Source organism: Neobacillus sp. FSL H8-0543 (genome assembly GCF_038592905.1).
GTDB lineage: Bacteria > Bacillota > Bacilli > Bacillales > Cytobacillaceae > Neobacillus.
Map to the genome: position 1 here is coordinate 3,198,402 of NZ_CP151943.1, position 15,344 is coordinate 3,213,745.

The 15,344-nt window shown below is 38.6% G+C and carries 12 protein-coding genes; 6 read left to right on the forward strand and 6 right to left on the reverse strand.

Features of this window, described 5'->3' with window-relative positions:
• The first annotated feature begins 392 nt into the window (after positions 1–392).
• From NSS81_RS15895 to NSS81_RS15915, 5 genes are all read left to right on the forward strand, one after another.
• Complete coding sequence (locus tag NSS81_RS15895; RefSeq protein ID WP_342429653.1) at positions 393–563, forward strand: YezD family protein; 171 nt, start codon at positions 393–395, stop codon at positions 561–563.
• Between the two features lie 205 nt (positions 564–768).
• Entirely contained in the window at positions 769–1,842 is a 1,074-nt protein-coding gene (locus tag NSS81_RS15900) for a sulfate ABC transporter substrate-binding protein (protein WP_342429654.1), read from the forward strand.
• Positions 1,843–1,915: 73 nt separating this feature from the next.
• Complete coding sequence (gene cysT / locus NSS81_RS15905) at positions 1,916–2,749, forward strand: sulfate ABC transporter permease subunit CysT (RefSeq protein ID WP_342429655.1); 834 nt, start codon at positions 1,916–1,918, stop codon at positions 2,747–2,749.
• Between the two features lie 15 nt (positions 2,750–2,764).
• Positions 2,765–3,652, forward strand: a complete 888-nt coding sequence (cysW, locus tag NSS81_RS15910) for a sulfate ABC transporter permease subunit CysW (RefSeq protein WP_342429656.1) — start codon at positions 2,765–2,767, stop codon at positions 3,650–3,652.
• Position 3,653: 1 nt separating this feature from the next.
• Positions 3,654–4,724 (forward strand): sulfate/molybdate ABC transporter ATP-binding protein, encoded by a 1,071-nt coding sequence (locus tag NSS81_RS15915; RefSeq protein WP_342429657.1) that lies wholly within the window; start codon positions 3,654–3,656, stop codon positions 4,722–4,724.
• Between the two features lie 124 nt (positions 4,725–4,848).
• Here the strand turns inward: NSS81_RS15915 and NSS81_RS15920 are convergent, their stop codons facing one another.
• The 4 genes from NSS81_RS15920 to NSS81_RS15935 form a co-directional block, all read right to left on the reverse strand.
• Complete coding sequence (locus tag NSS81_RS15920; RefSeq protein ID WP_342429658.1) at positions 4,849–8,019, reverse strand: ATP-binding cassette domain-containing protein; 3,171 nt, start codon at positions 8,017–8,019, stop codon at positions 4,849–4,851.
• A 164-nt stretch (positions 8,020–8,183) separates the two neighbouring features.
• Entirely contained in the window at positions 8,184–8,906 is a 723-nt protein-coding gene (gene tatC, locus NSS81_RS15925; protein WP_342434045.1) for a twin-arginine translocase subunit TatC, read from the reverse strand.
• Positions 8,907–8,974: 68 nt separating this feature from the next.
• Positions 8,975–9,175: a twin-arginine translocase TatA/TatE family subunit gene (locus NSS81_RS15930; RefSeq protein WP_342429659.1), complete on the reverse strand. Its 201-nt coding sequence runs from the start codon at positions 9,173–9,175 to the stop codon at positions 8,975–8,977.
• A gap of 290 nt (positions 9,176–9,465) precedes the next feature.
• The gene (locus NSS81_RS15935) at positions 9,466–11,082 is read right to left on the reverse strand and encodes an alkaline phosphatase PhoX (protein WP_342429660.1); all 1,617 of its coding nucleotides are present in this window, start codon (positions 11,080–11,082) and stop codon (positions 9,466–9,468) included.
• Between the two features lie 417 nt (positions 11,083–11,499).
• Between NSS81_RS15935 and NSS81_RS15940 the strand changes: the two genes are divergently transcribed.
• On the forward strand, positions 11,500–12,216 hold the full coding sequence (locus NSS81_RS15940; protein WP_342429661.1) for a toast rack family protein: 717 nt from the start codon (positions 11,500–11,502) through the stop codon (positions 12,214–12,216).
• Between the two features lie 87 nt (positions 12,217–12,303).
• Here the strand turns inward: NSS81_RS15940 and guaC are convergent, their stop codons facing one another.
• Together guaC and NSS81_RS15950 are read right to left on the reverse strand one after the other, a co-directional pair.
• Positions 12,304–13,287 carry a GMP reductase gene (guaC, locus tag NSS81_RS15945; RefSeq protein WP_342429662.1) on the reverse strand — a complete coding sequence of 328 codons (984 nt, stop codon included), beginning with the start codon at positions 13,285–13,287 and terminating at the stop codon, positions 12,304–12,306.
• A gap of 184 nt (positions 13,288–13,471) precedes the next feature.
• Positions 13,472–15,343, reverse strand: a complete 1,872-nt coding sequence (locus NSS81_RS15950; protein ID WP_342429663.1) for a fructose-specific PTS transporter subunit EIIC — start codon at positions 15,341–15,343, stop codon at positions 13,472–13,474.
• Between the last annotated feature and the right edge of the window lies 1 nt (position 15,344).

Here is a 15,344-nt window from a genome sequence, read left to right on the forward strand (position 1 = left end):
TTAAAACATAGGTGGATCCTTGATAATAAAGAATATAATTATCAAGGGACCGTTTTTTTTTGCAGAAATATCAAAGTGTGAGTTTTTTTTAGAAGAAGAATAAAACACACTTGACAGGTCGGAAAAGTCAGAATAAAATGTAAATAATCTTAAATATAAAAAAATATTGAGCTGATTGGATAACCAAAGGCTAATTCCTTTTTTTGGAGTTAGCTTTTTTTATTTGAAGGGGGAGCTGATTATTACGATTTTTCCGATTAGTAAGTGGAGTCCACATTGTTGTCTGTCATTCTGTAATTATCAACTTGTCTTTTAACGTAAGTTTAATTAAGGTAAAATTTTTTTCTTTTTAAAACCAAGTATTCTTATGGGGTTAAGGGAGGAATGACGAAATGGCGGTTGTTGATCAAGTAAAAGCTAATTATATTTTATCCACTTTAAAGGATATGGAATATGGTTCTGTAATCATAACAGTTCATGACGGAATCATCACTCAAATTGATAAGACAGAAAAAACACGATTTGGGCCAAAAAAATTTGAATCTAAAGAACAAAAAAAATAAAGACAATCCACGAAAAGTGTCAATCATTTTTACCACCTAAAAATTATAGTCGCCGATCAGTCATACTGAAGGCTGTCTATTATAAAGGCTATGCATAGGGGCTTGTTGGTCATGCGGTTATTTTGCCATATTTCCCAAATCCTTCTTATGCATATCGTCTTAAAATAGGCAGCCTTTTTATATGAAAATTAAAGGAGGAATTAACATGTTACGTAATCAAAAAATTACTTTTAAATTTACAATATTTTTTATTTTTATCACGATGATTCTTGCAGCATGCTCGAATAATCAAGCAAGCAATCCAAGTAACGATAAATCGCAAGGGGATACGGATCAGAAGAAGGAACTTGTCCAATTATTAAATGTTTCGTACGATCCGACTCGTGAGCTTTATGATGAATTTAATAAAGAGTTTGCTAAATATTGGGAAGAAGAAACAGGCCAACCAGTTACCATTCAACAGTCTCATGGGGGGTCAGGGAAACAAGGGCGTGCGGTTATCGATGGACTGGAAGCAGACGTCGTCACACTAGCCTTAGCCTATGACATTGATGAAATTGCTGAATTGGGTCAATTGCTAAATAAAGAGTGGCAAACGGAATTTGAGGATAATTCTACTCCCTATACCTCATCGATTGTTTTTTTAGTCAAAAAGGGAAACCCTAAAGGGATTAAGGATTGGGATGATTTAATCAAGGAGGATGTATCTGTTATTACCCCAAATCCAAAAACTTCAGGTGGAGCAAGGTGGAATTACTTAGCAGCATGGGCATTTGCGAAAGATAAATTTGCGGGCGATGAGGATAAAATTAAGGAATTTATCAGTCAGTTATATAAAAATGTTGAAGTCTTAGATTCGGGTGCACGCGGTTCAACAACTACTTTTGTTGAGCGTGGAATTGGGGATGTATTGATTGCTTGGGAGAACGAAGCCTTTCTAACACTTAATGAATTAGGCAAAGACAAATTTGAAATTGTTGTTCCGTCCATCAGTATTCTCGCTGAACCACCTGTGGCAATTGTTGATAAAGTAGTAGATAAAAAGGGTACGAGAGAAGTAGCGGAAGCCTATCTAGAATTTTTATACACAGACAAGGGACAGGAATTAGCAGCTAAACATTATTATCGACCTCGGAATGAAGCCATTCTTGAGAAGTATGCCGATCAATTTCCGAAGATTAATTTAGTTACGATTGATGAGGACTTTGGCGGCTGGCAAAAAGCACAAGAAACTCACTTTAGCGATGGTGGGACGTTTGACCAGATTTATCAGCCATAAAGTTTAGATAGTACTTGTATGGGTGTTCCAACTGGGACACCCCTAATGAATCACTACGGAAGGGGTCAACCTCATGCCTCGTATACAAAGCATGAAATGGAAAAGAAATCGTGTGTTACCTGGATTCGGTCTGTCGCTAGGTTTTACGATGTTTTACATTAGCATTCTTGTCATATTGCCTTTATCGATGATTTTTTTAAATTCAGTGACGGTTGAATGGTCAAAAATCTGGGGAACGATTTCCGATCCTAGGGTAGTTGCATCCTATCGGCTTAGCTTCGGGGCATCATTTTTAGCCGCACTAATCAACGTTGTCTTTGGCGTGTTAATCGCGTGGGTACTGGTTCGTTATCGTTTTCCAGGAAGTCGGATCATTGATGGGCTTGTTGATTTGCCGTTTGCCTTACCAACCGCGATTGCAGGAATTGCCTTAACCACTTTGTATGCTGAAAACGGCTGGATTGGTCAATTCTTAGGCTTTAAAGTGGCGTTTACTCCAATTGGAATCACCATAGCCTTAACCTTTATCGGATTACCTTTTGTTGTGCGGACAGTACAGCCCGTTTTGCAAAGCTTAGAAAAAGAAATAGAAGAAGCCTCTGCATGTTTAGGGGCAACCAGGCTGCAAACCTTCGTAAAAGTTATTTTTCCAGAACTACTTCCTGCTGCACTTACTGGCTTTGCTCTTGCCTTTGCGCGAGCCCTTGGTGAATATGGGTCGGTTATTTTTATTGCAGGGAATATGCCGATGAGGACAGAAATTACACCGCTTTTAATCATGACAAAGCTAGAACAATATGATTATGCCGGGGCTACTGCAATTGCCGCTGTTATGTTGATTTTTGCTTTTATCATGTTATTGATTATTAATCTATTACAATGGTGGACAAATAGAAAATTCATATAAAAATGAGGTGAAAGAATGGCTGGAAATGTTTCATTGCAATATTCGAGACCACCGTTGAATCATTCCAACAGAGCTCCTGAATCACGTTTTGTACGCTGGGGACTGATTACGATTGCCTTAGGATTCTTATTTTTATTTCTCGTAATACCGCTTATAGCCATTTTTGTAAAAGCCTTTGATAAAGGGAGCGCTGTATTTTTCTCAGCGATTAGCCATCCAGATGCCTTATCAGCTATCAAGTTAACCTTGCTCGTTACCCTAATTGTTGTCCCACTTAATGCTGTATTTGGAGTTGCTGCTGCCTGGGTTGTTACGAAATTTCAATTTAGGGGAAAAAGTATTCTGATTACGATTATTGACCTTCCGTTTGCGATTTCTCCCGTTATTGCGGGCTTAGTGTTTGTCCTATTATTTAGTTCGCATGGAGTGTTTGGACCATGGCTCTTGGATCATAATATTAAAATTCTCTTTGCTGTACCAGGGATTGTTCTGGCAACCCTTTTGGTGACCTTACCGTTTGTAGCCCGCGAACTCATACCACTGATGCAAGCACAAGGAACGGCGGATGAGGAGGCATCATTAACGCTGGGCGCAAGCGGATGGAGGACGTTTTTATTTGTGACCCTGCCGAATATTAAATGGGGATTATTATATGGAATTATTCTATGCAGTGCACGTGCCATTGGAGAATTTGGGGCGGTTTCAGTCGTTTCAGGGCATATTCGTGGGTTAACCAACACGATGCCTCTCCATATTGAAATTTTATACAATGAATATCAATTTTCAGCAGCCTTTGCTGTTGCTTCACTCATGTCGTTTTTCGCGATCATTACGTTAGTGGTGAAAAACTTTATTGAGTGGAAGGCAAAAAAATCAATCATTTCTGAAGAAGGGAGTTCCTAGGATGAGTATTCAAATTAATAATATCTCAAAATCATTCGGAACATTTAAAGCGCTTGATCAAATTAATTTTGATATTCAAACAGGTGAACTGATTGCGCTCCTAGGACCCTCTGGTTCTGGTAAAACATCTCTCCTTAGGATCATTGCCGGATTGGAGGAGGCGAATCAGGGAACCATTTTTTTTGAAGAAGAAGATATTACCCATATTCATACAAAAGAGCGAAAAGTAGGCTTTGTCTTTCAACATTATGCTTTGTTTCGCCATATGACCGTATTTGATAATATTGCCTATGGTTTGAAAGTGCGACCGCGAAAAACACGTCCTTCCAAGCAAGAGATTGCCGAAAAGGTTGGGGATTTACTGAAGTTAGTAAAATTAGAGGCTTTTGCCGATCGGTATCCCTCACATTTGTCAGGAGGACAACGGCAACGCGTGGCTTTAGCGAGGGCGTTAGCGGTTGAGCCGAAGGTCCTGTTGTTAGATGAACCGTTTGGAGCATTAGATGCGAAAGTACGGAAAGATCTTCGTAGATGGTTACGAAAGTTACATGATGAATATGAAATTACCAGTATTTTTGTGACTCATGATCAAGAGGAAGCACTCGACGTTGCAGATAGGATAGTGGTCATGAATGAAGGGAAGATTGAGCAAATTGGAACCCCAGAGGAAGTCTATGAACATCCGAATAGCCCGTTTGTTTATAACTTTTTAGGTAATGTTAATTTGTTTAAAGGACGTTTGGAAAAAGGGAAATTACGACAAGGGAATTTTATTGTAGATGCACCTGAATTCTTAGGAACAGAGAATATTGAAGCAGTTGGATATGTCCGACCTCATGATATAAGCATTGAACTTGAGCAAAGTACGACGTCAGTCGCCGCTGGGATAAGTCATGTTCACTTAGTCGGAGCGGTTGTACGTCTTGAACTAATCCGAAAAGATACTGGAGAGTTTCTTGAAGCTGAACTAACCAAAGAATACTTTCGAAGCCTGCAGTTAAAAACAGGTGATCAAGTCTATGTAAAACCAAAAAACCTAAGGGTATTCATACCTGAGGACTATTCTATCTAATCTGGTGCCTGTCACCCCGACAAACCCTAGCTCGAAGAAACTTAATATATCATAATAAAGCAATCTAAAAAAACTCATTTGCAATGATGAAATTGCAAATGAGTTTTTGATTACTATCTACTATTTAACTGTTCTCCACCAAACATTGATATACCGCCATCATATCTCGTTTATTCAACTCACGAATACGATTGAAAATTGGAATATCTGCAACCTCTTCAGTAATTAGATTATCAGCAACAACATCCCTTACTGTACCCGTTAGCCACGTTTGTACGTCGATACCCTCGACGATTTCCTTACGCCCTTCATCATTGATGCCGCTCGCATAACAACTTACACAGGGTAACGATAATTTATTCACGCCATCATGGACGCCATCCTCTGAAATGACTTTCTTTCCCTTACAGAATGGACATGGATGACTTGCCTTTATCTTATTAATTAGGGTAACAATTTTCTTGTAACCAAACGCTTCATAGACATAGGTTATCTTTTTGTATTTTCCATTAGTGAAATACCTATCAATAATGGTTTCTCTTGTTTCAATAATATTGGCAAAATCACAGATGGTGATCTGATTTTCACTGCTTATTGCTTCAATATTGCCTTTAATCTTGTCCCAGAATGGTAAGACATTTTGTAAAACCATTTCATAACCAACAAAGCTTGCTAGTTCCAGTTCAAACATTTTCAACCTTACCTGTGTTTCCCTAGGAAGTACTGAAACCTCTTCCGTAAGTAACATCTCGCCGCCAACAATCGCTTTTAGTTTTACCAGTTCAGGTAATTTCCCAACTGTTTTGATGACTTGGTCAATCGGTTGCTGAATAAGCTCGCGAATATCCGTGTCACCATATTTTAGCTTTTTATGATGGTTAAGCACGGTTCCGTGACAGACTTGACAGGGTATCATCTCTTTTGATGCTTTCATCTGCTCTTTAATAATGGATTTCGAGATAAACATGTAACGGCCAAGGATTAAATTAAAGCCTTCCCAGGTTCTTTGTGCTTTGCCTGCTTTATCATAAAATGACTTCTCCCAATAGCCGTATAAAAAGGTATGCTTTTCGGCTTCTGTCATCTCATTAAAGCTCTTACTGATATCGTGACCCAGTTCATTCTTAATCTCATCAAATAAGAATTGCAACTTTGGGTATTGATACCATTTTAATACCTCCATCACATCTGGATGTAATAAACCATCCCAGAATGGCACGTTTTTATTTTGAATTACCACATCAAAATCAAATTTTTCAATTACTTGACGCCCCGAACAACATGGACAATGATTGTCTTGATTATAGAAATCAAAACTTCTTGTATCTTTATTAGTTGGATGTGCAGCGACAATATGATTGATCAATCCACCCATTTCATAGAGAAAACTATATTGACTATACAAATGCCTTTCAAGATCGATCGCAATAACGGGAGCAATCGTGTCAGACTCGTATTCTCCATAAATCAAACGGGCCATGGATGATAAGCTTTTTAAGATACCACCCTTATAGATATTCTCTGCATTTTTAAAATAGGCAATATGATTATCATTTAAGTAGTGAACACCATTTTTGGGCGTTAGTGTCGATGAAATCTGTAATGTAGAATCACCATCTTCACTAGGTCCTTGACGATAATAATCCGCATGACTAATCACATCAAGCTGTCTGACTGGCTCAAACTGTCTCTTACCAAAATCAACGATAAAATCAGAGTTTTCAAGCATATAGGCATTATGTTCAATCATCAGGATACTGACAGATTCATCCTCCAGTATGACCCTTACACTATCAATGAATTGGTTTAATATATTTTGTGATAAACCTTTTGAAGGCTCGTCAAAAATAAACAGCGTATGGGGATTTCTTGTATTAGCAAAGAGTTCAGAAACTAAATGGACACATTGAAATTCACCCGTAGATAAGGTTTTTGTTTGTCTCTCTAAAGTCAAATAACCAAGTCCAAGTTTAATCAATAAACTCAGGCGTTTATGTGCGATATCTTCATTTGGTAGTTCTTCAATAATATCTTCAATTGAGCGCTGAAATATATCATCAATATCATCGCTATATTTTGTGAGTTTCTTTTTAATATCAAGAAACGTCGCAACGGTTGACCGACTGGTAATTGATTGATTTCGGTCCTGGCCAACGACAACCAATTTGTCTTTTGGATAACGTTTCAGAAAATCCTTGGCGATACACTCATTAACAAGGGTAGATTTCCCGCATCCAGATTCACCCGTAAAGGTGACTAGTCTATTTTTGGGAATCTGGATTTCCTCCATTTGAATATTACGGTAGTAAAGATCATGAAATTGATAAAATTCTGTTGGTATTACTGGATTTCGTTCCCAAGGAATTGGTTTTGGACGTGGTGATTCTTCAACGATTTTCCCACCATATTTACCGCTCCCAGGGCCAAAGAACAATTGCTTACCGGTTGCATCAAGTACCGTGTCAGAATGATCAATTAGCCAAATTTGATTCTTATAGCCTAATTGTTTAATCTGATCGAGAATTTTCAACAGTGTTTGGTGATCAAGTCCAACAGATATTTCATCAATAATAATAACGGTATTTTCACTAGTAGCCATGAATTCTGCCAAGAAAAGCCGTGTTATTTCTCCGCCTGATAATGTACCCATAATCCGATTTAAGGTTAAGTAACCGATATTCATATTGATAATATTTTTGAGAATATGTTGTTTCGCTTCACTAATATGTAAAATGTCAGCTAATGAAAAAATGGATTCAATGCTTAAGTTGTTAGTATCTGAAATTGTATGTGGTTTATCAAATAAATCTATCGTATATTGCTCAATATCTTGATTATAGCGCCTGCCATAACACTTCGGACATTCAACATTTTTGGTTGTACCGCGCCCTTTACAATCAGGACACCAGCCTAATGGATTATTAAATGAAAATACTTCTGGAGATAGATGATATTTTTCAGCTATGCGATCGCGAATCTCTTTGAATGCGCCCGTATGTGTACCAATGGTTGACCGAGGATTGGATGAAATTGAGGCTTTCCCAAGAAAAAGGACTAAAGGCATTTCCTCCATTTTGATGGCACTGAAATTAGTTTCCATAATATTGGAAAATAAGTACTGGTATTCCGCCTTTGGCAATAAGGAAACGAGTCGCTTCTTAGATTCTTCCCCAATCGTTTGGCAAAAAGTGGTTTTCCCTGATCCAGACAAACCAGCAATTCCTAACGATTGATCACTCGGCAGTGCGGTGTCTAATTTGTTAATATTGTTTGCTATTAATTGTTTAACTTTCAAATTTGATCTCCTCTCAAATCTCTAACTTGATCTCTTTTTTGCATCGTTCTATTTTGATAGTATCATTATTTCCTATTTTTCAGAATTAATAAGCAATAGGCCAGGAATTTATTAACCTAAAAAGAGGTCTTGTTCATTTGATCAAGACCTCTTTCTTATGGGATTTATGCTGCAACGTTTACTTGTTGTTTTTTCCTATATACAACCTTTGATAATAAAATGCTGCACTCATATAGAAATATGAGTGGGATGATTACCAAAATATCTGATAGAAAATCTGGAGGGGTGATTAAAACGGCTGTTAAAATTAAGACAAAATAGGAGTACTTCCGCACTTTTTGCAAGCGGTAGGGGTTTAAGACTCCTAGACTTGTTAGGAACATGATCACCACTGGAAGTTCAAATAAAAATCCGAAGGGAAGGGTCATATGAATTAAAAACCTGAAATATTTTTCCGTCGTAAAGAAGGTCATAAACATCCCCTCTGACATAGAGAGAAGGAATTGAAATACGATCGGAAAAATAACAAAATAGCCAAAACTTATCCCAATAATAAATAGAAGGAATAGAGCGGGAATATAGGCCAAGGTGACCTTTCGCTCTGTATCTTTCAGTGCAGGACGAACAAACAGCCAAATTTGATAGGCAGCCATTGGGATTGTCCCTGAAATGGCAATGACCGAGGCCAGAATCAAATATACCCATAAAACATCACTTGGTCCTAATACAGCCAGTTTCACTTGTAAGTCCTTAACCAGCCAGTTATAAATATCCTGTACGTAAATGAAGGATAGAATAAACCAAAGCATAAAAGTTCCTAGGGTAAAAATAAGCCGTTTTCGTAATTCTTCAAAATGACCAATAAGGTCCAATTCATGATTATGCATCATAGCCCTCCATTCGTAAAAAGAAGATGTAAGCCTGTTAAATTGCTTACATCTACCTTACTAATTGATCAAATGGTTTTCTCTTCATTCTTCTTCGCCTGTTCTTTCACTGGTTCATCATCAGAAACAAGATCTCTCGTTGATTTCTTGAATTCCTTGAGTGTGGAACCCACTGCACGACCTAATTCAGGCAATTTAGAAGGTCCGAAAATGATTAGAGCAATCACAAGGACGAGAATTAAACCAGGAATACCTATGTTCTGAAACAATAAAAACTCCTCCTTTTAGATAGCTTGTTTCCCTTTATTCCTTTGGCAGACATAATTAAAAAGCTTATACTTTGCTTCCTTATTACAAAGATGACAATGGGAACTAACCGTTTCTTCCTCTCCGATCAATTTAACGTGAGGGAGAAAGATAAACTTCAAAGCATCCTTGACGTGGTCTGAACAAACAACAACCATGGTTTGAAAACTCCTTCCATAATAATAAGCAAGGCGTAAACTAACCTGCATGTTTACACCTTGTTATTCAGAAACTCAGGTTTCCTATTTCATCATTATTTAAAGCTTCCACCTTGGATGGCTACTAAACAAGAGCGTCCGAATGAATAACCAGGGTATTGATTCCAGGTAGATGGGTGTTGTACATCAATGAAAAATGTACGTTCATCTGGAGTTAACCATGGACCTGTTAATTCACTCCCCTTAGGACCTGAGGCGAATTGATGAGGTTCACCATAATTCTTTCCATCGGTTGGAATCATGAATACACCACAGTTTTTATAGGCAGCATAAACATTCGTTTCAGTAGCACCGTAATCTTCTACTACCCAAAGATTTCCTTTGCTGTCAAAGTGAAGGTTATCAGGGCAAGTAATGCCAGTTTTTTCCCCACCAGCAACAAAAACTTCAAATGTGAATGTATCACTCGCATGATCGCCATTAGTAGGGGCGAAGCGTATAATTTGACCATGGAAATTCCCATGTCCTGTGTTATTGGTTAAAGCTAAAAAGACCGTTTCATCATGTGGATGAATTTCTACATCTTCAGGACGATCTAATTTCGTTCCTCCAACAAGAATTCCAGCTTCACGTGCATTCGTTAAAACTTCGGCTTGGTTAGCATATTTGCTTTGAAGCGTGGGATTCGTTGCATAATCCAGTGCCACCCAGCTTTGTTTGCTAAGATTGGCAACATATAAGGTTCCACTTTCTAAAATATCAAAGTTGGCTTCCCGATTTTTGGGGTTGAATTTTTTAGCACTTACGAATTTGTAGAAACAGGCATCACCTTTATCATCACCCATATATACAACAACCCTTCCGTCTTTGGTTTGGCCCATTGCTGTATTTTCATGGGCAAATCGCCCCAGTGCTGTATGCTTGCGAACCGGTCGATTAGGGTCAAAAGGATCTACTTCAACCACCCAACCATAATGATTATCATTAAAGTTTGGCCAGCCATAGTCATCGCCATATTCCGTGTTTTCTTCACAAGATAGCACAGTGTTCCATAATGTGCGTCCACCGCTACAGTTTCCTAATGATCCAACAACGCTAGTTGCACCATTTACCGCTTGGCTTCCACGTGCTGGACCAGTAAGTTCGATGGGAGTTGTACCATCTACACGGCGGTTATATGTATCATCTTGAATAAGGTTCCAACGACCTTTTTCTTTCTTAACATGTATAACAGAACCACCAACTGCTTCTTTTTCAAGTTTTAGCATTTCAGGGTAGTTTGCTAGATTTTGCTTTTTAAAAGTAGATGGATCTATTCCAAGCATCTCCATGTAGTTTCCAGGCTCTGGAAACTCGTGATTTACCCAGATTAAGCCGTCTTCGGAATGATTTCCACCTTGTAAACTATCAATAGGGAAGTAGACTGTAAGGTCGGCAGCGTCTCCGAATATTTCACCCTTTGAGTTAATGACATCACCATAAGAAGCAATAATATTATAGTTGTATCCGTTAGGCAGTACGATATCGTTTTCCCATGTCCGACTAATTGGTTTGAAAGGTGTGGTAAGCGGTTTTCCCTTCCCTGATGGTTGTCCATCCATTAAGTGGTTTCCAGTCATTGCGTTACCTGTTAAGGCCCCAATCCCTGTTGACGCTGCAACAATTGCGGCTGTACTACTTCCTACATAGGTTAAAAATAAACGACGGTCCATAATCATTCTCCCTTTTATCGGTAGTTTAGTAACTTACAACTTTGATTATAGGTACTCACCAAAGGAATGTTAATTAAGGGAGTGTAAAGAATTATTAAGAAAACTTAAACTACTTATACTATTCGTAAATATTGTGAACGACAGACACACCCCTTGAGATTTGGTCGTAACTTATAGCTTGTGGATAAATGACTTTTATTATGAAGGTACTAGGTGGTGCCTGTCACCATTGGTTTCATTCTCGTAATAGAATCCAGTAATATGGTAAACTTCAAGTGAGGGAATATATGTAAAACCATAAAAACAGAACCCCATTCAGCCTCAGGTCTTATTTATATTTAAAGCTAAAGCCGTTTTTCCAACCTGATTGGTTTTTATACAATGATGGTAAGGTTAAATAAACGGGAGGTAAGGATTTTGAAAAAGAAACATTTATTGGGAGTCATTGCTGTATCTTTTCTTGTATTGACATCAGGTTGTGGACTATTTGCAAATGGCGATGGAAAAGCGGGAACCAGTAACATTACCATCGAGAAGGATAAGGCAAAGGAACTGAAGCTTGAACTGAACATGGGAGTCGGAGAACTAACGATCGAAAAAGGTTCAGCGGAATGGGTTGAAGGCACCATTGATTATAGTAAGAAATTAAAGCCTGAAGTCTCTTATAAGCTAAAAGGGGATAAAGGAATTGGTGTAATTGATCAAGGGAATGGGAAACTTGACAACTTTAACCTAGGTGAGGAAAAAAACAAGTGGAGCATTAATCTAAATGATGAAATTCCCACTGACTTAACTGTAAATTCAGGTGCTTCTGAAACCAACTTAGATTTGAAGGGCTTAATTCTTAGTGGACTAGAAGTCAATGCTGGCGTGGGTGATATAACGATTGACCTTGGTGGAAACTGGACAGAAAGCTTTGATGTTTCTTTAGAAATGGGTGTTGGAAAAACAACTGTCATTCTTCCAAAAGAGGTCGGGGTGAAAATTGAATCCTCTAAAGGAATTGGAACGGCAGAATTTGGTGATTTACTATCCAAAGGGGATGGGGTTTATGTTAATGAGGCATACGAAGATGCCGATGTTATCATTAACCTAACTACAGATTTGGGTATAGGGGAAGTTGTTTTTAAATAGTACCTGGCCAACGCTCTATCGAAGTCCAACTGTAACAGTCACTATGAACCACTCATAGCGACTGTTGTTTTTATTTAAACAAAACAATTAATAGACCCTATCACCATTAAAGATTGAAGTCTTTACAATGACATAATCTACAAGACGGATTGCTTCCAATCTGTTTCCACCTGCATAAGAAATAGAGGATTGAAGGTCTTGTTCCATTTCTATCAAAGTATCTATTAGGGAACCTCTGTGTTCCACTAACATTTTCTTGCCTTCTACATTTTTTCTTTCACCTTTTTGAAACTCTGAGGCTGAGCCATAGTATTCTTTATAGAGTTTGCCATCTTTTTCAGATGTTTCTCCGGGAGATTCTTCATGTCCTGCAAATAATGAGCCAATCATAACCATAGTCGCACCAAATCTTATCGATTTTGCAATATCACCATTTGTGCGAATACCCCCATCAGCAATAATTGGTTTACTTGCTGCCTTTGCACACCACCTTAGAGCAGCTAATTGCCAGCCACCAGTCCCAAAGCCAGTCTTAATCTTAGTAATACATACCTTCCCAGGGCCAATACCTACTTTCGTTGCATCTGCACCGGCATACTCTAATTCTCTGACTGCTTCTGGAGTTCCGACATTGCCAGCAATAACGAAACTTTCTGGTATGTACTTTTTAATATGCTTGATCATCTTTATCACAGCATTTGAATGACCGTGTGCAATATCAATCGTAATGTATTCCGGTGAAAGCTGTTCTTCAGCTAATTGTTGTATAAATCGATACTCTTCATCTTTAACGCCCACACTAATAGAGGCGTATAAACCCCGTGATTTCATATCTTTAATAAAAGAAAGTCGCTTTTCTGGTTCAAAACGATGCATTATATAAAAATAACCGTTTTCCGCGAGAAAAAGAGCTATTTTCTCGTCTATTATGGTCTGCATATTTGCAGGTACCACCGGCAGTTTAAAAGTATTTCCACCTAACGTTACAGTGGTATCACACTCTGAACGGCTATTTACCACACTTTTTGCTGGAATCAATTGGATATCTTCATAATCAAATACATTTTCCATGATACACCCCTAGACACGAATAGATTACTGAAATAATTAACCATTGCAAAGATAGGTTTGTCGGTTTCAATCGGTCTTATTCATAATTGGTAAAATTAACAATGACTTTAAACATAGCCTAAAAAATAAAAAACCGATTTCCAATTAAAGTGGAAAATCGGGATTTTTATTTGAAAGTTATTCCTTAATTCGTTACCGGCTTTTTCAAGAATCCGATGAGTAACCCTGAGACAACTGCTCCAATTACTACGGCTAGTAGGTATAGCAACCAATTACCATCAACAAGTGGAAACACAAATATTCCACCATGTGGGGCACGAAGTCCAATGTTGAACATCATCGATAAGCCACCAGTAATTGCTGAACCTACCATTACAGAGGGGATAACGCGAAGCGGGTCTGCAGCGGCAAATGGAATTGCTCCCTCTGTAATGAACGACAATCCCATAATATAATTTACTTTTCCTGCTTCCTTATCTTGACTACTAAACTTGTTCTTAAAGATGGTGGTGGCAATCGCAATTCCTAACGGAGGAACCATCCCAGCGGCCATAATCGCTGCCATTGGACCATACACACCACTTGCCAATAAACCTGTACCAAATACATAGGCAGCTTTGTTGACCGGACCACCCATATCAAAAGACATCATCAATCCTAAAATGATTCCTAGCAAAATTGCATTTCCAGTTCCTAGACCTGATAGCCATTCAGAAATGGCTGTATTTAACGCTGCAACTGGCTTATTCACGACAAACACCATAATAAATCCGGTTAAAGCAATACCTAGCAATGGATAGATTAATATGGTTTTAATTCCATCAAGAGATGATGGTAGACTAGCAAACAATTTTTTCAAACCAATGACTAAATAACCAGCTAAGAAACCTGCCACGAGACCACCTAGGAAACCAGCGCCACCGCTTGTAGCCAACATACCACCAACCATACCAGCTGCGAATCCTGGGCGATCAGCAATACTCATGGCGATAAATCCTGCCAATACGGGAACCATTAAGGCAAATGCATTTCCACCGCCAATAGTCATTAACGCTTCGGCAATCGGATGATAGCTAGGATCGTCGGGATTAGCAGAATTAAAGCCAAAGATAAAACTGATAGCGATTAAAATACCACCGCCGACAACGAATGGAAGCATGTTTGAAACACCACTCATTAAATGCTTATAAATGGTTGCTCCCACGCCTCTATTAGTTTGTGGGTTTTCTTGATTGGACTTTCCATTTCCACGAAACACAGGTGCATCTTGTTTTAGTGCTCTATCAATTAATTGTTGTGATTTGCGAATGCCGTCTGCTACAGGTGCCTCAATGACATGTTTGCCGTTAAAACGATTCATTTCCACATTCGTATCTGCAGCCACGATAACGGCAACAGCATTTTTAATTTCTTCAGCTGTTAAAATATTTTTGGCCCCGCCAGAACCGTTTGTTTCGACCTTAATGTCAACTCCCATTTCTGCTGCTTTTGCTTTTAGCGCATCCGCTGCCATATACGTGTGGGCGATACCAGTTGGACAAGCAGTTACCGCAACAATAAACTGTTTTTTCCCAGCCATTGATTGCTCCTCGGCTTGTTCATCTTGGTCATAGCTGTCAATGATTGTAAGTACTTCATGCTCCGACTTTGCCTCTAGAAGCTGTTTCCGTGCCTCTTCCTTCATTAATAAAGTGGCTAAGCGAGCGAGTGCCTCTAAATGTGTATTGTTCGCTCCGTCTGTTGCTGCAATCATAAAGAAGAGATGTGCAGGTTGACCATCAAGAGATTCATAGTTCACGCCACTGACTGATCTTCCAAAGGCAATGGCGGCGTGCTTTACCGCTTTTGTTTTTGCATGGGGAATAGCGACTCCATCACCAATACCCGTTGTACTTTGTTCTTCTCTTTTTAAAATTGCTTCTTTAAATTCAGATCGATTAGTTAATTTACCCGCAGAGTCTAATACTTGGACCAATTCTTCAATCGCACCAGATTTTTGAGCACTTTTTAATGAAAGATTAATAGTGTCTTTGGTTAAAAGCTCTGTTATTCTCATC